Origin of the sequence: Pigmentiphaga kullae, from assembly GCF_004216695.1 — a bacterium.
Classification (GTDB): Bacteria; Pseudomonadota; Gammaproteobacteria; order Burkholderiales; family Burkholderiaceae_B; genus Pigmentiphaga; species Pigmentiphaga kullae.
Genome location: NZ_SGXC01000001.1, coordinates 773093 through 796230 on the forward strand (window position 1 = coordinate 773093; position 23138 = coordinate 796230).

General features: G+C 68.5%; 24 protein-coding genes. 18 read left to right on the top strand and 6 right to left on the bottom strand.

Features of this window, described 5'->3' with window-relative positions:
- Positions 1–8 precede the first annotated feature (8 nt).
- The 8 genes from EV675_RS03800 to EV675_RS03835 all read left to right on the top strand — a co-directional run bounded on the left by EV675_RS03800 (position 9) and on the right by EV675_RS03835 (position 7408).
- On the top strand, positions 9–1562 hold the full coding sequence (locus EV675_RS03800) for a sulfatase-like hydrolase/transferase (protein ID WP_130356070.1): 1554 nt from the start codon (positions 9–11) through the stop codon (positions 1560–1562).
- 19 nt (positions 1563–1581) lie between these two features.
- On the top strand, positions 1582–1938 hold the full coding sequence (locus tag EV675_RS03805) for a 2Fe-2S iron-sulfur cluster-binding protein (RefSeq protein WP_130356071.1): 357 nt from the start codon (positions 1582–1584) through the stop codon (positions 1936–1938).
- Positions 1939–1960: 22 nt separating this feature from the next.
- Positions 1961–2905 carry a catechol 2,3-dioxygenase gene (locus tag EV675_RS03810; protein ID WP_130356072.1) on the top strand — a complete coding sequence of 315 codons (945 nt, stop codon included), beginning with the start codon at positions 1961–1963 and terminating at the stop codon, positions 2903–2905.
- A gap of 163 nt (positions 2906–3068) precedes the next feature.
- Positions 3069–3977: a LysR family transcriptional regulator gene (locus tag EV675_RS03815; RefSeq protein WP_130356073.1), complete on the top strand. Its 909-nt coding sequence runs from the start codon at positions 3069–3071 to the stop codon at positions 3975–3977.
- Positions 3978–4086: 109 nt separating this feature from the next.
- Positions 4087–5004, top strand: a complete 918-nt coding sequence (locus tag EV675_RS03820) for a TauD/TfdA dioxygenase family protein (RefSeq protein ID WP_130356074.1) — start codon at positions 4087–4089, stop codon at positions 5002–5004.
- Between the two features lie 7 nt (positions 5005–5011).
- A complete protein-coding gene (locus EV675_RS03825; protein WP_130356075.1) occupies positions 5012–6211 on the top strand; it encodes an alpha-hydroxy acid oxidase in 1200 nt (399 codons plus the stop codon).
- Positions 6199–6975, top strand: a complete 777-nt coding sequence (locus EV675_RS03830; RefSeq protein WP_130356076.1) for a fumarylacetoacetate hydrolase family protein — start codon at positions 6199–6201, stop codon at positions 6973–6975. The genes EV675_RS03825 and EV675_RS03830 overlap by 13 nt, the downstream gene beginning before the upstream one ends.
- A gap of 4 nt (positions 6976–6979) precedes the next feature.
- Positions 6980–7408, top strand: a complete 429-nt coding sequence (locus tag EV675_RS03835) for a nuclear transport factor 2 family protein (protein ID WP_165404413.1) — start codon at positions 6980–6982, stop codon at positions 7406–7408.
- 2 nt (positions 7409–7410) lie between these two features.
- On the opposite strand, the gene EV675_RS03840 is transcribed toward EV675_RS03835, so the two are convergent.
- Positions 7411–8409, bottom strand: coding sequence for a Bug family tripartite tricarboxylate transporter substrate binding protein (locus EV675_RS03840; RefSeq protein ID WP_130356078.1), 999 nt, complete (start codon positions 8407–8409; stop codon positions 7411–7413).
- Between the two features lie 131 nt (positions 8410–8540).
- Here EV675_RS03840 and EV675_RS03845 point away from each other — a divergent pair, with 131 nt between their 5' ends.
- From EV675_RS03845 to EV675_RS03865, 5 genes are all read left to right on the top strand, one after another.
- Positions 8541–9461, top strand: a complete 921-nt coding sequence (locus tag EV675_RS03845) for a LysR family transcriptional regulator (protein WP_130356079.1) — start codon at positions 8541–8543, stop codon at positions 9459–9461.
- Between the two features lie 68 nt (positions 9462–9529).
- Positions 9530–10132: an NADPH-dependent FMN reductase gene (locus EV675_RS03850; protein ID WP_130356080.1), complete on the top strand. Its 603-nt coding sequence runs from the start codon at positions 9530–9532 to the stop codon at positions 10130–10132.
- 30 nt (positions 10133–10162) lie between these two features.
- Entirely contained in the window at positions 10163–10954 is a 792-nt protein-coding gene (locus tag EV675_RS03855; protein WP_207221909.1) for an alpha/beta fold hydrolase, read from the top strand.
- Positions 10951–12087 carry an LLM class flavin-dependent oxidoreductase gene (locus EV675_RS03860; protein ID WP_130356081.1) on the top strand — a complete coding sequence of 379 codons (1137 nt, stop codon included), beginning with the start codon at positions 10951–10953 and terminating at the stop codon, positions 12085–12087. Before EV675_RS03855 ends, EV675_RS03860 begins: the two co-directional genes overlap by 4 nt.
- A gap of 32 nt (positions 12088–12119) precedes the next feature.
- Entirely contained in the window at positions 12120–13106 is a 987-nt protein-coding gene (locus tag EV675_RS03865; RefSeq protein ID WP_130356082.1) for a Bug family tripartite tricarboxylate transporter substrate binding protein, read from the top strand.
- A 34-nt stretch (positions 13107–13140) separates the two neighbouring features.
- On the opposite strand, the gene EV675_RS03870 is transcribed toward EV675_RS03865, so the two are convergent.
- The gene (locus tag EV675_RS03870) at positions 13141–13572 is read right to left on the bottom strand and encodes a MarR family winged helix-turn-helix transcriptional regulator (RefSeq protein WP_130356083.1); all 432 of its coding nucleotides are present in this window, start codon (positions 13570–13572) and stop codon (positions 13141–13143) included.
- A 50-nt stretch (positions 13573–13622) separates the two neighbouring features.
- Entirely contained in the window at positions 13623–14525 is a 903-nt protein-coding gene (locus EV675_RS03875) for a LysR family transcriptional regulator (RefSeq protein WP_130356084.1), read from the bottom strand.
- Positions 14526–14635: 110 nt separating this feature from the next.
- On the opposite strand from EV675_RS03875, the gene EV675_RS03880 reads away from it, so the two are divergent.
- The gene (locus EV675_RS03880; protein WP_130356085.1) at positions 14636–15604 is read left to right on the top strand and encodes a Bug family tripartite tricarboxylate transporter substrate binding protein; all 969 of its coding nucleotides are present in this window, start codon (positions 14636–14638) and stop codon (positions 15602–15604) included.
- 2 nt (positions 15605–15606) lie between these two features.
- Positions 15607–17220: a sulfatase family protein gene (locus EV675_RS03885; protein ID WP_130356086.1), complete on the top strand. Its 1614-nt coding sequence runs from the start codon at positions 15607–15609 to the stop codon at positions 17218–17220.
- Between the two features lie 37 nt (positions 17221–17257).
- Here the strand turns inward: EV675_RS03885 and EV675_RS03890 are convergent, their stop codons facing one another.
- Positions 17258–18289: an aromatic ring-hydroxylating oxygenase subunit alpha gene (locus tag EV675_RS03890; protein ID WP_130356087.1), complete on the bottom strand. Its 1032-nt coding sequence runs from the start codon at positions 18287–18289 to the stop codon at positions 17258–17260.
- A gap of 13 nt (positions 18290–18302) precedes the next feature.
- Complete coding sequence (locus EV675_RS03895; protein ID WP_165404414.1) at positions 18303–19265, bottom strand: Bug family tripartite tricarboxylate transporter substrate binding protein; 963 nt, start codon at positions 19263–19265, stop codon at positions 18303–18305.
- A 98-nt stretch (positions 19266–19363) separates the two neighbouring features.
- On the opposite strand from EV675_RS03895, the gene EV675_RS03900 reads away from it, so the two are divergent.
- Positions 19364–20302, top strand: a complete 939-nt coding sequence (locus EV675_RS03900) for a LysR family transcriptional regulator (protein ID WP_130356089.1) — start codon at positions 19364–19366, stop codon at positions 20300–20302.
- Here the strand turns inward: EV675_RS03900 and EV675_RS03905 are convergent.
- Complete coding sequence (locus tag EV675_RS03905) at positions 20299–21252, bottom strand: LysR family transcriptional regulator (RefSeq protein ID WP_130356090.1); 954 nt, start codon at positions 21250–21252, stop codon at positions 20299–20301. The two genes, EV675_RS03900 and EV675_RS03905, sit on opposite strands and share 4 nt — an antisense overlap.
- A 98-nt stretch (positions 21253–21350) precedes the next feature.
- Here EV675_RS03905 and EV675_RS03910 point away from each other — a divergent pair, with 98 nt between their 5' ends.
- Together EV675_RS03910 and EV675_RS03915 are read left to right on the top strand one after the other, a co-directional pair.
- Positions 21351–22328 (top strand): Bug family tripartite tricarboxylate transporter substrate binding protein, encoded by a 978-nt coding sequence (locus EV675_RS03910; RefSeq protein ID WP_130356091.1) that lies wholly within the window; start codon positions 21351–21353, stop codon positions 22326–22328.
- Positions 22329–22360: 32 nt separating this feature from the next.
- The gene (locus EV675_RS03915) at positions 22361–23131 is read left to right on the top strand and encodes an SDR family NAD(P)-dependent oxidoreductase (protein ID WP_242621325.1); all 771 of its coding nucleotides are present in this window, start codon (positions 22361–22363) and stop codon (positions 23129–23131) included.
- Positions 23132–23138 lie beyond the last annotated feature (7 nt).

The window sequence follows — 23138 nt, forward strand, 5'->3', positions numbered from 1 at the left end:
ATACCAGGATGCGCAACGTCCTTTTCATCATGTGCGACCAGCTGCGGGCGGACTACCTGTCCTGCTACGGCAGCCCCTGGCTGCGCACGCCCAACATGGACGCCCTGGCCGCGCGCGGCGTGGCCTTCACCCAGGCCTACGTGCAGTCGGGCGTCTGCGGACCGTCGCGCATGTCGTTCTACACCGGGCGCTATCCGTCCTCCCATGGCGCGACCTGGAACTTCATCCCCATGCCCATGAGCGAGCTGACGGTGGGCGACTACCTGTCGCAGGCCGGCCGCGCGCTCCACCTGGCGGGCAAGACCCACTTCGAGCCCTCGGCCGAGGCGACGGCGGCCTGGCGCGGCGGCGCCTCCGGCCGTTCCGCCGCCAGCCTGCTGCAAGGCGGCTTCGAGGTGGTCTGCCGGCACGAAGGCGACCTGCCCACCGGCAAGGAAGACTATCGGCGCTACCTGGAATCGGCCGGCTACGCGGGCGACGACCCCTGGCTGCAGCATGCCAACTCCGGCCGCCATCCGGACGGCTCCGTCGCCAGCGGCTGGCAGATGCGACACGCGCACCTGGCCGCCCACGTGGCCGAGCCGCATTCGGAAACCGCCTACGTCTCGAACGCCGCCATCGATTTCATCCGCCGGCATCGCGACGAGCCCTGGTCGCTGCACCTGTCCTACATCAAGCCTCACTGGCCCTACATCGCGCCGGCGCCCTATCACGACATGTACCGCCGCGCCGAGCAGGCGCCCATCCGGCGCAACCGCGCCTCCGAGGCCGCCGAGCACCCGGTGCTGGCCGCGTACCGCTCGCACGACGAATGCCGCAGCTTCGACCAGGAAGACGTGGTGCGCCACGTGCGCCCGGCCTACATGGGCCTGATCCGGCAGATCGACGACCACCTGGGCCGCGTGCTGGAAGTCCTGGAGCAGACCGGGCAGACCGACCGGACGCTGATCGTCTTCACCTCCGATCACGGCGATTTCCTGGGCGACTACGGCTTCGGCGAAAAGGAACTGTTCCACGACGTCGTCCAGCGCGTACCGCTGATCGTGGTCGATCCGTCAGCCGCCGCCGACGCCACGCGCGGCACGCGCGACCGGCGCTTCGCCGCCGCGGTGGACGTCGCGCCCACCATCCTGGACGCGCTCGGCCTGCCCGCGCAGGCCCATCGGGTGGAAGGCCGCTCGCTGCTGCCGCTGGTACGCGGCGAAGCGGCGGACGACTGGCGCGACTGCGTCTTCAGCGAACTGGACTATGCGACGCGGCGTGCCCGGCATGTGCTGGGCCGGCCCCGCGACGCCGACTGCCGGGGCTGGATGGTGCGCACGGCGGACTGGAAGCTGGTGGCCTGGAACGGCTACCGCCCGCAGCTCTTCCACCTGGCCGAAGACCCGGACGAGTTCCACGACCTGGGCGCGGACCCCGCCTTCGAACCGGTGCGGCAATCGATGTCCGCGCGGCTGCTGGCGCACCAGTTGACGCTCAAGCGCCGCATCGCCGTGGACCTCGACCGCATCGAAGCCATGACCGACAACCTGCCGCCGGGCATACACATCGGCCAGTGGTAAACCTCTCGCAAGGAATCCCATGCATCCGGCCGAGCAGCGCTTCGAAGTCCATATCCTCGACACGGGCGAACGCTATGCCTGCGGCGGCTCGCAGACACTGCTGGCCGGCATGGAGGCGCTCGGCCGCAAGGGCATTCCGGTCGGCTGCCGCGGCGGCGGCTGCGGCGTATGCAAGAGCCGGATCGTACGGGGCGACTACCACGCCGCGAAGATGAGCCGCGCCTGCGTCAGCGCCGACGAGCTGGCGGCCGGCGTGGTGCTGGCCTGCCGCGTCGTGCCGCGCAGCGACATCGAGATCGAAGCGCTGGACAGGATGCGGCGCTGCGTGACCCGTCATTTGACGCCGGCGGCCCGGCCGCCTGCACCCCCTACCTGACAACGACAGCAAGGAGACCATCATGGCGATCACAGGAGTGATGCGGCCGGGACACGTTTGCATACGGGTTCTGGAGATCGAGCCGGCGGTACGGCATTACGTCGATACCATCGGACTCAGGGAGGTCATGCGCGACACCGCCGCCGACGGCAGCGCGCGGGTGTTCCTGAAAGCCTGGGACGAAGCGGACCACCACAGCGTGGTGCTGCGCGAGGCCGATGAAGCCGGCATGGATTACATGGGCTGGAAAGTGGACTCGGAAGCCACGCTGGACAAGCTCTCGGCCGATGTCGAGGCCAGCGGCCTGGCGACCGACATGGGCTGGATCAGGGAAGGCGAGCATCCGATGACGGGACGGCGTTTTCGCTTCACCGTTCCGACGGGGCACGTGATGGAGCTGTACGCGCACCGCGAGACGCCCGGATGCGCGGTGGGCTACCTGAACCCCGATCCGTGGCCGGACGACATGCACGGCATGGGCGCGCGCCGCTTCGACCACTGCCTGCTGTACGGCGACGACCTGGCAGGCACCTTCAAGCTTTTCACCGAGGTGCTGGGCTTCAACCTGACCGAGGCGGTGGTGGCCGGGCCGGACGAGCAGATGATAGGCGCCTTCCTGAGCTGCGCAACCAAGGCCCACGACGTGGCCTTCATCCAGCAACCGGTCAAGAACAAGCTGCATCACGTTTCGTTCCTGCTGGACAACTGGGGCGAAGTGCTCAAGGCGGCCGACATCATCTCCAAGCGGCGCGTATCGCTGGACATCGGGCCGACGCGCCATGGCATCACGCGCGGCGAAACGGTGTACTTCTTCGATCCGAGCGGCAACCGCAACGAGGTGTTCGCCGGCGGCTATACCTGGTACCCGGACAAGCCGGTGATCAAGTGGACGGCCGAGGAGCTGGGCACGGGCATCTTCTATCACGACCGCAAGCTCAACGAGAAATTCCTGAGCGTGTTTACCTGAGTCGCGCGGGCGCGTATCCTCGCCCTCCTGACTGTATCTGGCGCCTGCCCCGCGAGACGATCATGAACCTGGATTCCGCCCCCGTCGCCGCGCCGTCCGCGCGCCCGCATGACTGCCGGGACCAGGCGGGCGGCGCCCGGCCGACGCCGCGTCCGGCCTGAACATGCAGCTCCACCAACTCCGGGCCTTCGTGGCGGTGGCCGAGGCAGGCGGCATCAGCGCCGCGGCCAAGCTGCTGGACGTGACGCAGCCCGCCATCACGCGGGCGCTGCAACAACTGGAACTGTCGGTGGGCGCCACGCTGCTGACGCGGTCGGCGCACGGCATCGAACTGACCCCCTACGGGCAGGCCCTGCTGGAACATGCCCGACTCATCGTGCGCGCGGCGGCCGACGCGCACACCCACATCCGGCAACTGGCCGGCGACTTGTCGGGCAAGCTGTCCATCGCTTCTTCAGCGGCGCCATTCGCGCTGGTGGTGCCACGGGCGATCGAGACCATGCGGCTGCGCTTCCCCGACGTCTACATCCATCTCCAGGAAGCCACCTACCCCACGGTCATGGACCTGTTCCGCGAGAAGGGCCTGGACTTCGCCATCGGTCCGCTGCCCGCGGGCGGCCCCGGCGAAGGCTACCGGCACGACCCGCTGTTCACGCTGGACCTGGTGGTGGCGGTGCGGCGGGGCCATCCCAAGGCGCGGGCCAGATCGCTGCGGGCGCTGGCCGACGTGCCCTGGCTGGTCACCGGCCCCGCCGACGGACCGGGCATGGTCATCCGGCAGTCCTTCGTCGACGCCGGCCTGCCGCCGCCCCAGTGCGTCATGCACTGCGAATCCGTGGGCGGCGCCATCCAGATCATCGAGCACGGCAACATCGCCAGCTTCGTGCCGCGCTACCTGGCCGAGGAAGCCCGGGCCGCGGGCCGGCTGGCCATCGTGCCGGTGGCCGAGGCCCTGCCGTCGCTGACCATCTCCGCCTTCATGCCGGCGCAGAAGATCCTGAGCCCGGCGGGCCAGGCGCTGTATTCGGCCATCCACAGCATCAGCCGCAGCCTGCGGCCCCCAGGCGCCTGACCCCCCGGTTGTTTTCGTTCAGGAAATAACAAGTTTGCGCCCGGCGGGGTGTCCAAACCGGCCGTCGGTGCCTACCATTTCGCCATCGATCAGCCAGACAGGACTCAAGATGACGGATATCGCCCCCACCGGAAAGATACTCGGGGCCACGGTGCGCGGCCTGGACCTTTCCCGGCCGCTTGCCGAGCAGGATTTCGCCGCGCTGCTGGCGGCGCTGGGCGCGCACGGCGTCCTGCGCTTCCCGGCGCAGGCGATCACGCCGGCGCAGCTGCGGGATTTCTCGGCCCGTTTCGGCGGCCTGCAGCGGACGGTGTCCGACGCCAACGAACCCGGTATTCCCGAGGTCAGCATTCTTTCCAATATCGTCGAGAACGGCAGGCCGATCGGCATCGCCGACGCCGGCCAGGACTGGCACACCGACATGTCCTACAACCCGACCGTGGGTTTCGTGAACGTGCTGCACGCCCTGAAGGTGCCGCGCCGCGACGGCCGCGCGCTGGGCTCGACCAGCTTCGCCAACATGCACGCCGCCTACGAAGACCTGCCCGCCGACGTCAAGCGTGAACTGGACGGCGCCACCGCCGTGCACGACTTCAACAAATTCTGGGAGAACATGCGGGCGCGGCCGGGCAGCGAGCGGCCGCCGCTTTCGCCTGAACAACGGGCCAAGCGCCCCCCTTCGACGCATCCGGTGTTCCTGGCGCACCCCATTACCGGCCGCAAGGTGCTGTACTGCAATCCCGGCTACGCCATCCGGATCAACGAACTCGATGCGCACCGCAGCGACGAGATGCTGGAATTCCTGTTCGCGCACCAGTTGCAGGCCAAGTACCAGTACACGCACGAATGGACCGAGGGCGACGTGCTGATGTGGGACCACATCGGCACGCTGCACAACGCCTGGCCCGACTACCTGCCCCACGAGCACCGGCTGATCAAGCGCTGCCAGGTCATGGCCGACCGCATCTTCGACCCGGCCTTCCTGCCGACCGCGATCCGCCCCGCGCGCGCCGCGGCCGCGCACTGAGCGCGCCATGGGTCTGTTCGATCGCGGCATCGGCCGCGCCCAGTCCATCGACGACCTGCGGGCGGCGGCACGCCGGCGACTGCCCAGGCTGGTGTTCGACTTCTTCGACGGCGGCGCCGAAAGCGAAACCACGCTGTCCGACAACCGCCAGGCCTTCGAACGCGTGCGCCTGCTGCCGCGCGCCCTGGTGGACGTCTCCCAGGTCTCGACCCGGTGCACCGTGCTGGGCGCGCCGGCCGACTATCCGCTGGCCATCGCCCCCACCGGCGGCGTCGGCTACGGCCGCCACGGCGGCGACCTGGCCATCGCCAGGGCGGCGGCGAAGCACGGCATCCCCTACACGCTGTCCACCAGCGCCACCGCGTCGATCGAGGAAGTCGCGCGCGAGGCGCCCGGCCGCCTGTGGTTCCAGGCCTACGTGCTGAAGAACCAGGATTTCTTCCACGCCCTGATCGAGCGCGCGCGGGCGGCCGACTACGAGGCCCTGGTCATCACCGTCGACCTGCCGGTGGGCGGCAAGCGCGAACGCGACGTGCGCAACGGCTTCCGCACCCCCTTCCGCCTTACGTACCGCAGTTTCGGCGACGTCGCGGCCCACCCCCGGTGGGCGCTGGCGCTGCTGCGCCACGGCATGCCGGTGAACAAGAACCTGATCGGCCTGCAGCGCGACGTGACCTCGGTGGCGGGGCTGGCCTCGGCGGTGGGACGCAACTACGACCCCTCGTTCGATTGGGACCGCCTGGCGCAGGTGCGCGACCGCTGGCCCCGCAAGCTGATCGTCAAGGGCGTCCTGCGCCCGGACGACGCCGACCGGCTGGTCCGGCTGGGCGCCGACGCCGTGGTGGTGTCCAATCATGGCGGGCGCCAGCTCGACGGCGCCTGCGCGACGCTGGACGCGCTGCCCGGCGTGGTCGACGCGGTGGCCGGCCGCATCCCGGTCTGGCTGGACGGCGGCGTGCGGCGCGGCGTGGACATCCTGAAGGCCCGGGCGCTGGGCGCCGAAGGCGTGCTGGTCGGACGCGCGACGCTTTACGGCGCGGTGGCGGGCGGCGAGCCCGGCGCGCACCGGGCACTACAGATCCTGACCGAGGAACTGGTGCGCGCGATGAAACTGTGCGGCGCGCCCGGCATCGAGGACATCGACGAAACCCTCCTGGCGCGGCCACCGCGCCGGGCAACCCACGAAGGACGGACATGCGCTGGCTGAGATACACGGATTCGACGGGCACCCACTACGGACTGGCCGAGGGCGAACGCATACGCCGGGTCGAGGGCTCGCCCTTCGACGGCCATGTGCCGACGGACGACTGGACCAGCCAGGACCAGGTGCGGCTGGAAGTGCCGGTGATCCCGCGCACCTTCTATTGCGCCGGCCTGAACTACGCCGAGCACGCCATCGAGGCGGCCCGCAAGCGGGGCCAGGAGCCGCAACTGCCCAAGCAGGCGGACATCGGCTACCGGGCCAACAACGCCCTGGTGCCGCACGGCCACGACGTGGTGATGCCGCCCGATGCCCGCACCATCCACTACGAGGGCGAACTGGTGGTGGTCATCGGCAAGCAGGCGCGCCACCTGACGCCCGAGAACGCGCTGGACTGCGTGCTGGGCTACACCATCGGCAACGACGTCAGCGAACGCAACTGGCAGCGGTCGGACCGTACTTTCTGGCGCGCCAAGAACTCGGACACCTTCAAGCCCATGGGTCCGTGGATAGACACCGATTTCGATCCGTCCCGCGCCCGCACCCAGGTACGCGTGAACGGCCGGACCACCATCGACTTCGCCACCGCGGCGATGATCTTCGACGTGCCCACCTTCCTGTGCGCCATGACGCAATACCTGACCCTGTATCCCGGCGACGTGGTGTGGATGGGCACCGACGGCCAGTCGCCCGACCTGCATGCCGGCGACGTGGTGGAGATCGAGATCACCGGGCTGGGCACGCTGCGCAACACCTTCGTACAGGGATGAGGCCATGACCGATCTGGAACATTGGGCGGCCGTGACCGGCTGCCAGCAGGCCATCCACGGCTTCTACCTGGCGCTGGACGGCGGCGACTTCGACGCGGTGGCGGCCTGCATGGCCCCACAGGGCGTCTGGCATCGCCAGGGCCGGGCGCTGCAAGGTCCGGCCGACGTGCGCGCGGCGCTGGCCGACCGGCCCGCCGGACGCACCACCGCCCATCTGGTGCAGAACCTCGTGATCGACCCTGATGGCCCGGACCGGGCCGCGGCGCGGTACATGACGCTGGTCTACCGCGTCGACGCGGCGGCCCCGCAGGCCGGGCCGCTCCCAATGCCGCCGCCCCTGTCCATTTCCCTGCACCACGAGCGCCTGTCCCGGACGCCGGACGGGCGCTGGCTGGTGGAGGAGAAGCGCGGCCAGCGCCGGTTCGGCGACTGAGGCTATTGCAGCGTGTTCTTGGCCTGCTGCAGCAGGGCCTTGTACTGGGTGGTGTCGCGCACCAGCAGATCGCGCAGCTCGGCCGGCGACGTGGTCCGCACCTCCATGCCCTGCGCCGCCAGCGTCTCGACGATCTTCGGCGACTTGCCGGCCTTGAGCAGCGCGGCATTCAGCCGGTCGACCACGGGCGCGGGCGTGCCGGCGGGCGCCAGCACGGCCTGCCAGGTCTCGGCCTGGAAGCCCTTGACGCCGCTCTCGTCGACCGTGGGCACGTCGGGCGTGGCGGGCGAACGCTTGGCGCCGGTGGTCGCGACCAGCACCAGGCGGCCGTCGGCCACGTGTTCCATGTTCCCCACCAGCGAGCTGAACATGACGTCCACGCGTCCGGCCAGCAGGTCGGCCATGGCCGGCCCCGTTCCCTTGTAGGGGACGTGCACCATCTTGACGCCGGCCGCCTTGGCGAAGGCTTCGCCCGCCAGGTGCTGCGCCGAGCCGTTGCCCGACGAGGCGAAGTTCACCTTGCTCGGGTTGGCCTTGGCGTAGGCGATGAAATCCTTGACCGTGCGGATCTTCAGCCCGGGCGTGACCAGGATGCCCAGCGACTGCACGGTGGCCTGGCCGACGGGCTGGAAGTCGGCCACGGGATCGTAGGTCTTGGCGTCATGCAGCAGCGGCGTGATGACGAAAGCATTGGTGCCGAACAGCAGCGTGTAGCCGTCGGCCGGCGAACGCCTGACCGACTCGGTCCCCACCAGGGTGCCGCCGCCCGCGCGGTTCTCCAGCACCACGGTCTGCCCCAGGCTTTCGGACATCTCCTGGGCGAACATCCGCCCGACGATGTCGGTCGCGCCGCCCGGCGCGTAGGCTACGACCAGGCGCAGCGGATGCGAGGGAAAGCCCTGGGCGGCGGCCGGCGCGGCGGCCCAGGGGCCGGTGGCGGCAAGCGCGAGCGCCAGCACGGCCAGCCGGCGGCGAGGGAAGGACGAAGAGGGCTTGTGCATGCGGAGTCTCCGGATTCTGATGTCGAATGCGAAACAATGAGTGGGGGCATTATTCGTTCGACCCGCCGGCTCAACAAGGCGGCAGTGCTAAATTTGAAATTTCCTAAAGAGAAACCGGCAAGGACAAGCACGTGGACCAGCTCAGTTGCCTGCGCATGTTTCTGGAGGTGGCCCGACGCAACAGTTTCGCCGGCGCCGCGCAGCATTTCGGCGTATCGCGCGCCACCTGCACCAAGCAGGTGGCCTGGCTGGAGCGTTCGCTGGGCGTCAAGCTGCTCAACCGCACGACCAAGCAGCTGGGGCTGACGCCGGCCGGCCTGCAGGTGCTGGAGAACGGCACCGAGCTCCTGCAACGCTACGACGACCTGCGCGAATCCGTGCACGACCTGTCGCGCGACGTCGCGGGCGTGGTGCGGGTGGGCGTGCCGCCGGCCTTCGGTACGCAGCGCCTGTTGCCGGTGATCGGCGAATTCCACGAGCGCTATCCCGACGTGCAGATCGCGCTCAGCCTGCTGACGGTCCGCAAGCAGGAAACCTTCGTCGAACAGGGCCTGGACGTGGGCATCATCATCGTCCCGGTGCTGAAAGACGCCAGCTTCATCGCCATTCCGCTGGCCGAGGCGCGCCAGGCGCTGGTCGCCGCGCCCGCCTATCTCGCGAAGGTGCCGCCCATCGTCCATCCCCGCGACCTCCAGCACTGCAAGTGCCTGGTCAACTGGAACAAGTCGCCCACCGCCACCTGGAACTTCACCGGTCCCGAGGGGCCGGTATCCGTCCGGGTCCAGGGGCCGCTGCGCTCGGACTTCGGCGATGCGCTCAAGGAAGCCGCGCTGGCCGGCATGGGCATCTCCATGCACCCCTACTACATGATCGCCGACGAGATCGCGCGCGGCGAGCTACGGGTCGTGCTGCCCGACTACGTGCCCTCGGGACTGGACGTCTACGCCATCTACTCGTCGCGCAAGAACCTGCCCATGCGGGTGCAGGTTTTCCTGGAATTCCTGAAGGAATGGGCCCGTACGCCCAAGTCCTGGAGCAAGGGCATGGAATGACGCCCTCTTGACATTCCCGCCGCATGCGCGCGTAATACATAGCTAGCTATGTATTAACGGAGACAGGCATGAACACCTCCCCGCCCCGCGTGGTGGCACTGGGCGGCACCACCCGCCCCGACTCGTCCACCGAGCGCGCGCTGCGGCACGCGCTGGATGCCGTGGCCGCCACCGGCGCGCAGGTCGTCCTGCTGGCCGGCGATGACCTGGTCCTGCCCATGTACGCCCCGCACGAACCCGGCCGCACCCCGGCGGCGCTGCGCCTGGTGGCCGAGCTGCGCCGGGCCGACGGCGTCATCATCGCCTCGCCCGGCTACCACGGCAGCCTGTCCGGCCTGGTCAAGAACGCGCTGGACTACACCGAGGACTTGCGCACCGACGCGCGGCCCTACCTGAGCGGCCGGGCGGTGGGCTGCATCGCCAACGCCGCCGGCTGGCAGGCGGCCGTCACCACGCTGGGCGCGCTGCGCGACATCGTGCACGCGCTGCGCGGCTGGCCTACGCCGCTGGGCGTGTGCATAGGCGGCACCGATCCCGCCTTCGCGCCCGACGGCCGCTGTATCGATGCGCGCGTGGACGAACAGTTGCGCACGCTGGGCCGCGAGGTGTCCGACTTCGCCCACCGCATGCGCGCGCCGCAATCCGGCGCCGCCATGCGCGCCGCCGCCTGAAGCGGCGCCCCTTTCCCCCTAGGAGACATCATGACCGCCATGGATGCGTCCACCCTGCGCATACGCGATACCACGCTGCGCGTCGCGCGCGCCGGCCGAGGCCAGCCGCTCTTGTTCCTGCACGGCCCCGGCGGGCTGGCCGAGTCGCAGGCCTGGCTGCCGGCGCTGGCCGAGCACTACGACTGCCACGCCCCCGAACATCCCGGCTACGGCGGCGGCGCCGTCCCGGCCTGGCTGGACAACGTCCGCGACCTGGCCAATTTCTACCTGGACTACCTGGACCAACAGAAGCTGCGCGGCGTGCATCTGGTGGGCTACGACCTGGGCGGCTGGATCGCGGCCGAGCTGGCGGTGCGCAACAGCCACGCGCTTGCCTCGCTCACCCTGATCTCGGCCCAGGGCATCCACGTGCCGGACGTGCCCACCACCGACGTTTTCCTGCGCACCGACGACGATCTCGTGCGCGACACCTACCACGACCCCGCGCTGGCCGCGCGTGTGCTCGAACGCGCGCCGACCGAGGAAGAACTGGACGTGGCCGTGCGCAACAAGGAGATCACCGCCCGTCTGACCTGGCAGCCGCGCGGCCACGACCCCGACCTGGCCAAGTGGCTGCATCGCATCGCCGTGCCCACGCTGGTCGTGTGGGGCGCCAGCGACCGCATCCTGCCCGCCGAGTACGGCCGCGCCTGGCGCGACCGCATCGCCCGCGCCACGCTGGCCGAGATGGGCGATTGCGGCCATGCGCCCCACCTGGAACGCACGGCCGAGACCGTGGCCGCGCTGACACGATTCACCGCCTCGACCGGGAGCCCCGCATGAAGTTCTTCAATTTCCACCTGATGCCCTATCGCCATGCGGACCTGGAAGCGATCCAGAAGAACGGCTCGGCCTGGGTGACTTTCTCCAACCGCCACTACGATCCCCAGCTGGGCGCCGAGCTCTACCACGAGTACCTGGACCAGATGGAATACGCCGACCAGCTGGGCTTCGACGGCGTCTGCCTGAACGAGCACCACCAGACGGCGTACGGACTGATGCCCATTCCCGGCGTGCTGGCCGGCGCGCTGGCGCGCAGCGTCAAGCGCGCGCGCATCGCCGTGCTGGGCCGCGCGCTGCCGCTCTTGAACAACCCGCTGATGGTGGCCGAGGAATTCGCCATGCTGGACAACCTGACGCGCGGCCGCTTCATCGCCGGCTTCGTGCGCGGCATCGGCGCCGAATATCACGCCATGGGCATCAACCCGGCCGAGTCGCAGGCGCGCTTCGCCGAGGCCCACGACCTGATCGTGCGCGCGTGGACCCAGCCCGGCCCCTTCTCGTACACCGGCAAGCACTACCAGTTCAACTACGTGAACCCCTGGCCCCGGCCCTACCAGGACCCGCATCCGCCGATCTGGGTGCCGTCGCAGGGCTCCAGCAGCACCATCCGCTGGGCCGCCGGACTGCGCTACACCTACTGCCAGACCCTGAGCCCCATCGCCACGGTGAAGAAATTCTTCGACATGTACCGCGAGGAAGCGCGCAAAGCCGGCTACGAAGCGGGCCGCGACCAGCTCGCCTGGTCCAACTGCATCTACGTGGCCGAGACCGACGAGCGCGCCATGGCCGAGGCCAAGCCGCACATGGAGGCCCTGATGACCCGCCTCTTGAAGATGCCCATGGAAATGCTGCTGCCGCCGGGTTACACCAACATCGAAGCCATGAAGCGCATCAAGTCCACGCGCGCGGTCGGCGCCAAGCCGCAGTCGGTGGAAGACCTGGTGAAGTCGGGCCTGGTCATCATCGGCAGCCCCGCCACCGTGCGCGAGAAACTGGCCGAGTACGAGGACCTGGCCGGCTTCGGCACCACGCTGACCAAAACCCAGTTCGGCACCATGCCCGACGGCATGGTCCGCGCCAACATGCAGGCCATCGCGCAGGAAATCATTCCGCACTTCAAGGACGCCGCCTGAACGGCGAACGACATCAAGGAGGAGACAGACACATGGCTTACACGCTATCGCGCGCCTTCGCGCCCTGGCTGGCGCTGGCGGGCATCCTGCTGGCCCCCGCCGCCGTGGCCGACACCACGGCCGGCTACCCCGAGCGGCCGGTCAAGCTGGCGCTGCCCTTCCCGCCCGGCGGCTCGGCCGACACCATCACGCGCAGCATGGCCGAACGGCTCCAGGCCCAGCTGCACCAGCCCTTCCTGATCGAGAACCGGCCCGGGGCGGCGGGCAACGTCGCCACCCGCTACATCGCCAAGGCGCCGGCGGACGGCTACAACCTGCTGGTGGGCGTGACCGGCGCCATGGCCATCAACCCCAACCTCTACACGCTGGACTACGACCCCGCCCGTGACTTCGTGGCGGTCTCGATGGTGGCGCGCGCGCCGGTCGTCGTCGTGGCCGACCCGCAGGCCGGCATAGGCAGCATCAAACAACTGATCGAACAGGCCAAGGCCAGGCCCGGCATGCTGACCTACGCCACCAATGGCGTGGGCACCAGCCACCACCTGGCGGCCGAACTGTTCCGCCAGGCCGCCGGCCTGGACATGCGCAACGTGCCGTACAAGGGCACGCCCGAAGCCTTGCAGGACATCATCGGCGGACGCGTGCCGCTGGGTTTCATGGACCTGACCGCTTCCATTCCGCTGATCGCCTCGGGCAAACTGAAGGCGCTGGCCACCACGGGCATCAAACGCACGCCCGCGCTGCCCGACGTGCCCACCGTGGCCGAGGCCGGCGTGCCCGGCTTCGCGGCCGACACCTGGGTGGGCATCTTCGCGCCCAAGGGCACGCCCCAACCCATCGTGGAAAAGCTCAGCGCGGAAATGAAGACCGCGCTGGCGCTGCCCGAACTGCGCGCCCGCGCGCAGACGCAAGGCCTGGAAGTGGCAGGCAGCACGCCGGCGGAACTGCAGCGCTTCCTGCAGGAAGAATCGGCGAAGTGGAAACGGGTGGTGAACGAGGCGGGGATCAAGCTGCAATAGCGCGAACCGCTGCCGTGGGGCGGCCCGCGCCGCCCTACTTTTCCTCTTCCAGGTTCTCGATCATCTTCGCCCCTATGCGCAGGAACTCGGCCACCTCGTCCGGCGTCAGGCCCTCGCACGCGTCCTTGTAGACCTCCATCGCCGAATCGGTCATCAAGGCCAACATCTGCCTGCCGCGCTCGGTCAGCGATACCAGCCGACGGCGCGCGTCCTGCTCGTCCGACACACGCGCGATCAGGCCGTTCTTTTCCATGCGGGTCAGCGTGGCGGCCATGGACGGCTGCTCGACGCCGACCATGCGCGCCAGTTCCATCTGGGTCGATACCTGCACGTCGCGCAGGCAGCGCAGCACCGGGAACTGCCCGGGCATCACGCCGTGCGGGCCGGTCAGTTGCGCCAGGCGCCAGACCACGCGCCGGTTCAGCGTGCCGACGACGAAACCGAGGCTTTGCGTGCGTATGTTCATGAGCGGGGAAAGGGGCGGCGGAGCGGGAAAGGTAGCACAGGATACCGGGATCACTGGCTGAGCCGGGAGCGGAGTTCTTCGAACAGAAAATCGTTCAGCAGCCGGCAGCGCCGAGGCACGAGTTCGCGCCGAGGCATGTAGATGAACAGTTCCACCGGCCGCGACACGTACCCAACCTCGATCCGCGCAAGCTGGCCCTGGCGGACCAACGGCTCGGCATAGTAATCGGTGATCTGCCCCACTCCCGCGCCGTTGAGCACCAGCCAGCGCTGCGTACCGACATCCGAGACCGTGATCGCATGCGGCAGCTCCAGCGTCCGCATCTCGTTGCCGATCTTGAAGGACCACGGCCGGATGGCATCGTTGCGCGGGTGCCTCAAGGCGATGCAGCGGTGAGCATGAAGATCTTCCGGCTTCCTGGGCACCCCTTGCGCGGCCAGATACCCGGGCGCAGCACACAGATAGTGTCCGACTACGCCGATGCGGCGCGCCGTCAGCGAGCTGTCCGGCAGGCCGCCGCCGATGACGCCGATGTCGGCCTTCATCTGCACCATGTCGGCCAACTGATTCAGCACCAGCAGCTCGACGTGGATCGCCGGATGCCTGGCCCCGAACTCCAGCAACAGCGGCGCGATGGTGGAGGCTCCCAGGCTGTGTCCCACGGCCAGCCTGACCGTGCCCACCGCATCGTTGTGCCTTTCCCGCAGGGCCGCTTCCCCTTCTTCGATAAGCGCCACGCCCTGACGGCACTTTTCGTAGAAGATGCGCCCCTCTTCGGTCAACCATACCTGGCGGGTCGTTCGCTGGAACAGCCTGATGTCCAGCCAGGCCTCCAGTTGCGCGATTTGCGAACTGACGGCCTGCGGGGCGATCTTCAGCTTGCTTGCAGCCTCGCTGAAATTCTTCGCCTGCGCGGCTTGCAGGAAAGTGGAAATGAGCCGTAGTCGATCCATGGCGATTTACATCGGCTCCCTGCAAGTGTTTCCGGTCGGCGGCACTATGCCAGAGCAGGTGCGGTCGGTAAAGTGCCTCGCATCCCAACGCCGACGCGCTTTCCGCCGCCATGAAACGCACGCACGCCATTGCCGCCTGTCTCGCGGCGTTATCCCTGTCCGCCCACGCGGCCGGCACGTTTCCCTCGCACCCGGTCACCTTCGTCGTCCCTTTTCCGCCCGGCGGGGGCGTCGATCCCGTCGCGCGGCTGGTCGGAACGAAGCTGGCCGAGAAATGGGGCCAACCCGTCATCGTCAGCAACCGTCCGGGCGCCAGCGGCAACATCGGCAGCGATCTGGTGGCGCGGGCGGCCCCCGATGGCCATACGCTGCTGGTCACGACCAACAGCTTCCTGATCAACCCCCACGTGCTGAGCCCGGCGAACAAGGCCAAGGCGGACGCCGTGGCCGACTTCAAGCCCGTGGCGATGCTGTCGACCACGCCGCTCGTCGCCCTGGTCCACCCCTCGGTGCCGGCCAGAAACCTGGCGGACCTGGCGGCGCTCGCGCGCAAGGAGCCGGGACTGCTGTTCGCCGGGTCCGGCAACGGATCGCCCATGCACATGGCCGGCGAACTGTTCAAGAAGGCGGCCGGCGTGTCGATGACCTATTCGCCCTACCGGGGCATCGGACTGGCCATGAACGACGTCCTGGGCGGGCACGTGAAAGTCATCTTCGTGGGCCTGGCCGGCGGCAAGGCGCAGATCGATTCGGGCAAACTCGTCCCGCTGGCCACGCTCGAAAACAGGCGGACGCCCCTGCTTCCCGAGGTGCCCACGGCCGAGGAGCAAGGCTTCCCAGGCACGCTGATGGACGCCTGGTTCGGCATGTACGGCCCCAGGGACCTGCCGCCCGGCCTTGTCGCGCGGATCAACGAAGACGTCAACGCCGTCCTGAAAGACCCCGCCGTCGCGAAACAGCTGGCCGAGATGAGCCAGGCGCCCGAGCCCATGAGTCCCTCGGCCTTCGCCGCCAAGGTGAAAGCCGATTACGACCGCTATGGCCGCATCATCCGCGACGCGCACATCCAGCCGGAATGATCATGCCGCGCCCCCGCTCCGCCCCGAACATCCTGCTGATCATGACGGATCAGCACCGCGCCGACCATCTCGGCTGCTACGGCAACGGCGTGCTGCGCACGCCTCACATCGACGCCATCGCCGGGCGCGGCGTCCGCGCCGAACACTTCTATGTGGCCAATACCACCTGTATGTCGAACCGCGCCACGCTGATGACGGGCCGCATGCCCTCGCGGCACGGCGTGGTCCACAACGGGATCAATCTCGATCGTGGCCACGTCACGTTCGTCGACCTTCTGAAAGACGCGGGCTATGCCACCGCGCTGATAGGCAAGTCCCATCTCCAGGCCTTCGGCTACGACGGCCCGGGCCGGCGCGCCTGGACGAACACGGGAACGGGAACACCGCCGAATCCCGTGCTGCGGGACGCCGTGCGCGCCACCCGCTCAGGCCCGCAATACCTGAACGAGTGGACACCGCTCTGGCGAGAGGGCGGCCGTTCGGGGGTGGACACCCCTTACTATGGCTTCGATCACGTCGAGCTCTGCACCCTGCACGGCGATCAGGTCGGCGGCGACTACGATGCGTGGCTGGCCCGCCACCATGCCGATCCAGCCAGCCTGCGCGGCGCCGCCAACGCCATTTCCGGCCCGCGCCATGGCGCTCCCCAGGCCTGGCGGACGCGCATGCCCGAACATCTCTATCCCTCCGCCTACATCGGCGAGCGCACATGCGCCTGGCTGGAAGAACATGCGCGCCAACGCGCCACCCAGCCCTTCTTCCTGCAGTGCTCGTTCCCCGATCCCCACCATCCCTATACCCCGCCCGGGCGCTTCTGGGACATGTACCGGCCGCAGGACATCCCGTTGCCGCCGACATTCTTCCAGCAACCGCGGCCGGATGCGATCGAGCGCATCCATGGCCGCACACGCAATGGCCAGAGCCGCGAAGGCACGGCCGCGTTTTCCGTATCCCCGGCCGAATGCCGGGAAATCATCGCGCTGACCTACGGCATGATCTCGATGATCGACGAACAGGTCGGACGCATCGACGCCACCCTCGACCGGCTGGGCCTGCGGGACGACACCGTGGTGATCTTCACCAGCGACCATGGCGACCTGATGGGGGACTACGGCACGATGCTCAAGGGCCCCATCCATGCGCAGGGCGTCATACGCGTGCCCTTCATCTGGCGCGAAGGACAAGGAAGGCACGCAGGTACGACGCTGGATATGCCCGCCGGCACCCTGGACATCGCGCGGACCATCCTGGAGAAGGCGGGTGTCGCCCCGTACAACGGCCTCCAGGGGCTCAGCCTCCTGCCCTGGCTGGAAGGCCGCCACGGAGGCCCGCCTCGCCGGCGCGGCATGGTCATCGAAAGCGAGCAGCCGCGCCAGACCGATCCCGATCTTCCCCGGCTGCGGGTACGCAGCCTGGTGACCGACCGGTGGCGGATCACGCTTTCCAATCACCCGCAGGCGGGCGAACTGTACGACCTGCGCGAGGACCCCCTGGAGACGCACAACCTCTGGGCTTCGGCGGATGCCCGCGCCCGGCGGGAAGACCTCCTGGTGCAACTGGTCCAGGAGATGCTGGATCTGTCTGATGAATCGCCGCTGCCCGCCGCCGTAGCCTGAGCGGCCCACCGGTTCTAGACGGTACGTGGGTGGGGGCTCAACCGCCCCTGCCCGCCTCCTCTTCCAGCAACTGCCCGACCACCCGCCTGGCCCGCACCGCCGCCGTATCGATCGGCAGCAGGACGGGCTTCAGGCTCATCAGGTCGGCCGTGCCCATGGCCTGCTGGACCGCCTCCAGCATGGGCTTGTCCTGCTGGCCGAACCCCACCTGCTGCCAGTGCGCGATGGCCCGGTCCATCTCTTCGTCGGCCACGCGGAAGTTGCGGCTGTGGGCGAAGAAGTAGTGCGTGGACGTTTCCGTTTCCGGCGTCACGATGTGGGCGGTGAAGCTCTGCCCCCCTTCTTCCCTGGGCCGCCCGGCGGGCGTGACGCCCGTGTCCAGGCGCAGCAGGCAGGGCGGGTCCCAGCGCATGTCCAGCCATTGGTCCACCGGCGAGCGGCCGTCGTAGCCGGGCAGGCGCTTGGCGAACATGGGCGAGGCCTCGCCGTCCGGACACCACAGGTTGCTGTGCACAGTGCGCCCGTCCTGCCTGACCTCGTGCCGGCCCTTCAGGATGGCTTCGCTGGAATGGAAGTTGGTGTGCACGAACTGGGTGTGGCTCAGGTCGAGCAGGTTGTCGGTCTCCAGCAGGTAGTTGGCCCGCACGTGCAGGTAGCCGTCCACCCGGCGCCGCGCCGGGTCGTCCAGGAAGGAGAAGTCCGGGATGGCGGACGCATCGGCCAGCGCCGGCTCTCCCAGCCAAACCCACAGCAGCGTGTATTTCTCGATGGCGGGAAAAGCGCGCACCTGGGCCGCCTGCGGAATCCTGCCGTCGCCGTGCGGATTGCCCACGCATTTGCCGCTGCCATCGAACCGCAGCCCGTGATAGCCGCATTCGACGACGTCGCCCTCTACCCTGCCCCGGCTCAGCGGCGCGAAGCGATGAGGACATCTATCGTGCAGGGCGACCGGGCGGCCGTCCTCCCGCCTGTAGAAAACCAGCGGCGTATCGGCGATCCGCCGGGCCAGCATGCGGCCGTCGATCTCGCCCGACCATCCCGCCATGTACCAGGTATTGCGCAAAAACATGTACCGCTCCCATTCAATCGACCTTGATGCCCAGTTGCTTGACGATCGTTCCGTACTCCTCGTATTGCGAAGCGAAGAAACGCAGGAAAGCCGTCCGGTCCAGCCCGCCGGGCTCGACACCCAGCTGGGCGATGCGCCGCCGCGTGTCGGGATCCGCCAGCGTGGCCTCGGCGGCGGCGGCCAGCTTGTCCACGGCTTGCCGGGGCGTGGCGGCCGGGGCGAACAGGCCGAACCACTGCGTCATCTGCACCGGCGCATAGCCCGCCTCGATAGTGGTGGGCAGCTCGGCCAGGAAGTCCGTCCGCTTCTTCGCGGTCACCGCCAGGGCCTTGAGCTTGCCCGAGCGGATATAGGTGATGGTGGAGGCGATGGGCAGGACCGAGAAATCGAGCCTGCCGGCGACCAGGTCGTTGATGATGGCGGGCTCGCTCTTGTAGGCGATCTCGGTAACCGGCAGCGACGCCGCGTGCCCGAAGAGCTGCGACACGATGTTGGTCGTCGCCCCCGTTCCCAGCGACCCGAAGTTGATCGGCCGCCCGGCCTTCGCGGCCGACGCGGTAAAGTCGCGCAGGTTGCCGGCCGGGGTCTCGGCCGACACCAGGAAGACGCTGGGCGACGATGCCACGTAGGCCACGGCCGCGAAATCCTTCCTGGCATCGTAGGGCACGCTGGCGTACACGTGCGGGTTGATGGCCATCACACCCGAGCTGCCCAGCATGACCGTATAGCCGTCGGCCGCCGCCTGCGCCGTGGCGCGGGCGGCGATGAAGCCGCTGGCGCCCACGCGGTTCTCGACGATGACGCTTTGCCCCAGGCGCGTGGCCATGCCCTGCGCCAGGATCCGGCCCAGCAGGTCGGCCTGGCTGCCTGGCGCATTGGCCACGTAAATCGATACCGGCCGCGACGGAAATTCATCGGCGCGCGCCGGTCCGGCCAGCGCGCCCGAACAGGCGGCCGCGCACGCCGCATACACCATGCTTCGTCTCCACATGTCTCCAACCCCTCTTGTCTGCTTCTGTCGGGTGAGGAAACATGCTATTGGTACGGGCATAATTGCTCAAACAAATTTTCATCATGTCCACTATTGATGATGTAGATGTGCTGGCGGGCCGGCTGGACTTGAACCTGCTGCGGGTCTTCATGGCCGTGATGCAGGAACGCAGCATCACCCTGGCTGGATCGCGGCTGGGCCTGACCCAGTCCGCCACCAGTGCGGCCGTCAATCGCCTGCGCCAGCAGTTGAACGACCAGTTGTTCGTGCGCACGCGCCAGGGCATGGAGCCGACCAGCCTAGCCATCGCGCTGGCCACGCCGGTGGGCAACGCGCTGGGGTTGATCCGCGATGCGCTGGAGGAATCGCGCGGCTTCGACGCGCGGACGACGGCGCGGGAGTTCCGGCTGTTGATGACGGACGTCGGCGAACTGATGTTCCTGCCGCGGTTGACGGCCTGGGTGCACGAACATGCGCCCGGCGTGCGCCTGAGCTGCCGGCAGGTGCCGCGCGACCAGTACGGCGCCGAGCTGGAGACCGGCGGCGCCGACCTGGCCCTGGGCATGCTGCCGCTGGGCGAACGGGACTTCGTGCAGCAGCGGCTCAAGGACGAAACCCTGGTCTGCCTGGCCTGCGCCGGCAACCCGGTCGCGCGCAAGCGCCTGACGATGGACGCTTTCCTGTCGCTGCCGCACGTGGTGATCCGCGCGCCCGCGATGGGCGACCGGTTCGTGGTCAAGGCGCTGGGCGAGCGAGCCGGCCGGCGCAAGATCGTGGCCGAGGTCCAGCACTATCTGTCGGTGCCCATGATCCTGCGCGACAGCCCCTTCCTGGCGGTGGTGTCGACCTCGGTGGCGGCGGAACTTGCCGGACCCAACCGGCTGGCGGCCCTGCCGCTGCCCTTCAAGCTGGAGCCCCTGGCAATCCGGCAGTTCTGGCACAAGCGCTGGAACAACGATCCGGGCCACCGCTGGCTGAGGAGCGGCATCGTGTCGCTGTTCGGCAGGGCGGCGCGGCGCTAACTCGTGCCTTTCCGGCCGCGCTTGCCTTGCTGGCTGCCGAACAGTTCGACCAGGCTCTCGCGCAGCCAGGTCAGCGCGGGATCCGCGTGATAGCGGTGGTGCCAGTACATGTTCAGGTCGAACACCGGAAACTTCACCGGAGATTCGCAGATTTCGAGGTTGGATTCCCGCACGGCCAACCGGCCGAAGTTGCTGGGCACGGGCGCGATCAGATTGGTGTCGGCCACGATGGGAAGCACCGACAGGAAGCTGCGCACGCGCAGCGCGATTTCGGCGCGCACCGCGCGGCTGAGCAGCACGCCCTCGACCGCCGCCAGGTGATGCGTCGCCGGCGGAGCGGCAAGGATGTGGCGCGAGTTGCGCAGCTGGCCCAGCGTCAGGGGCTTTCCCTGCGTGGCGCGGTCTTTGCGCCGCACGTAGACGAAGTGCTCGGGAAACAGCGTCTGCTGGTGTATCTGCTTACCCAAGCCGGGAATGAAACCCATGGCCATGTCGATGTCGCCCGAGGCCAGGCCCTCGCCCAGTTCCCGCAAGTCCGCCGAGAGGCTTTCCACCGTGATGCCGGGCGCGTGCTCGCCCAGGTAGGCCAGCAGCTTGGGCAGGAAATAGCGCTCGCCGGCATCGCTCATGGCGATGCGGAACGAGCGGTTGGCATCCTGGGGCTTGAACTCCGTTCGTTCTATGGTGGTCCGCACGGTTTGCAGCGCGGACGCGACGGGTATCGATAGTTGTTCGGCGAAGGGCGTCGGCACGACGCCGCGCTGCATGCGCACGAATAACGGATCGCCGTAGGTTTCGCGCAGCTTGGCCAGGCCGTAGCTGACCGCCGGCTGCGACAGGCCCAGCCGTTGTCCGCAGGCGGTCAGGTTGCGCGTCTGGTAGATGGTGTCGAACAGCTCAAGCAGGTTGAGGTCGATCTGCCGGGTTAGGGGCCGGGCCGTCGGGCGCATGGTCAGATATCAGTGGATTCGATATCACAAATCTTATCTTTTAATTTCTCAAATGAGTACCCGTCCCCTAGAGTAGCAGCGCCAAGGGAGGCAATACCATGAACCTGCACATACGACTGGCCGTCCTGGCCGGCATTCTTTCCATGGCCGCCACGGCGGCGAACGCGCAGTCTTTCCCCACGAAACCCGTCCGCATCCTCACCCCCTCTTCCGTGGGCAGCGGCCCCGACGTCGCGCTGCGGGCCATTGCCGAACAGCTAGGCAGGAAATGGGGGCAGCCCGTGATCGTCGACAACCGCCCGGGCGGCAACGGCTTCGTCGCCACCGGCCTGTTCAAGCAGGCCAAGCCCGACGGCTACGAACTGATCGCGCCGGACAGCAGCCACATCGCGACGCATCCGCACACCTTCCGCAAGCTGCCCTACGACCCGCGCAAGGACTTCGAGCCGATACGGCCGATCCTGAATACCGCGTTCTTCGTCGTGGTCGGCGCGAACAGCCCCTACAAGACGCTGGGGGACATCATCCGGGCCGCGAAGGAGCAGCCCGGCAGGGTGACCTATGGATCGTGGTTCGTGGGCAGTCCCGGACACCTGGGCGGACTGCGGCTGCAATCGCTCAAAGGCATCGAGATGCTGCACGTGCCGTTCAAGGACATGGGCCAGTTGATGGCCGCCGTCGCCGCCGGGGAAGTCGGGTGGACGCTGGGCAGCGACGCCAGCGCGGGGCCGCTGGAGAAAGCGGGCAAGCTGCGCTATCTCGCGATCGCCGCGCCCACCCGATCGCCCATCCATCCGCAGGTGCCTTCCGTGGGCGAAAGCCCGGACACGAAGGGGTACGACGTGCAGGCCTGGGTCGGCCTGTTCGCGCCGTCCGGCACGCCCGAAGCGGTCAAGCAGCGCATCAGCGACGACGTCGCCGCCGTCCTGAAGTCGCCGCAGATCGTCGAACGCTACCGGCTGCTGGGCTACGAGAACCCGGATCTCGATCCCGGGCAGTTCGCCGCCCGCATCCAGCGCGATACGGACGCCTGGGGCGCCGTCATCAAGCAGGCCGGCCTGCGGCTGGACGACTGACCTCCACGCGCAACCAGAAGAGGAAGCTTTTCATGCAATCGAAGTCAAGGCCGGGAACGATGGATCAATACCGGGTACAAGGCCAGCTTGCCGTCGTGACCGGCGGCGCCCACGGCATCGGCCTCGCATGCGCCGGACTGCTGCGCGAAGCGGGAGCCCGGGTCGTGATCGTCGACCGCGACGGCCCCGCCGCCCGGGCCGCCGCGCAGGCGCTGGGCGACGGCGATGCCCGGGAACTGGACGTGCGAGACGCCGGCGCGATCGGCCCCGTGTTCGCCGCCATTCGCGCGCAGCACGGCCCCATCGGCATCCTGATCAACAACGCCGGCATCTCGATCCGCAAGGGCGCCCTGGAACTGGAACTGGAGATGTGGAGGCAGGTCCTGGACGTCAACGTGACCGGCGCCTTCCTGTGCGCGCGGGAAGCGGTGCGCAACATGGACGCGGCGGGCGGCTGCATCGTCAATACCGCGTCCATCATGGGACTGTCCGGCGGAAGCCTGTATCCCAACGCGGCCTACCATACGGCCAAGGGCGCGGTGGTCAACATGACGCGGTCGCTGGCGATCGAGTGGGCGCCGCGCCGGATCCGGGTCAACGCCGTGGCGCCGACCTGGACCCGCACCTCGTTCATCGGCGAACTCTCGGCCGACGTCCGTGCGCGCATCGATGCCCTGACTCCGCTGGGAAGGCTGGCCGAACCCGAGGACGTAGCCGAGGCCATGCTGTTCCTGGCCAGCCCCGCCGCCTCGATGATCACGGGACACATCCTTCCGGTGGACGGCGGCTACCTCGCCCAGTAGATTCCGT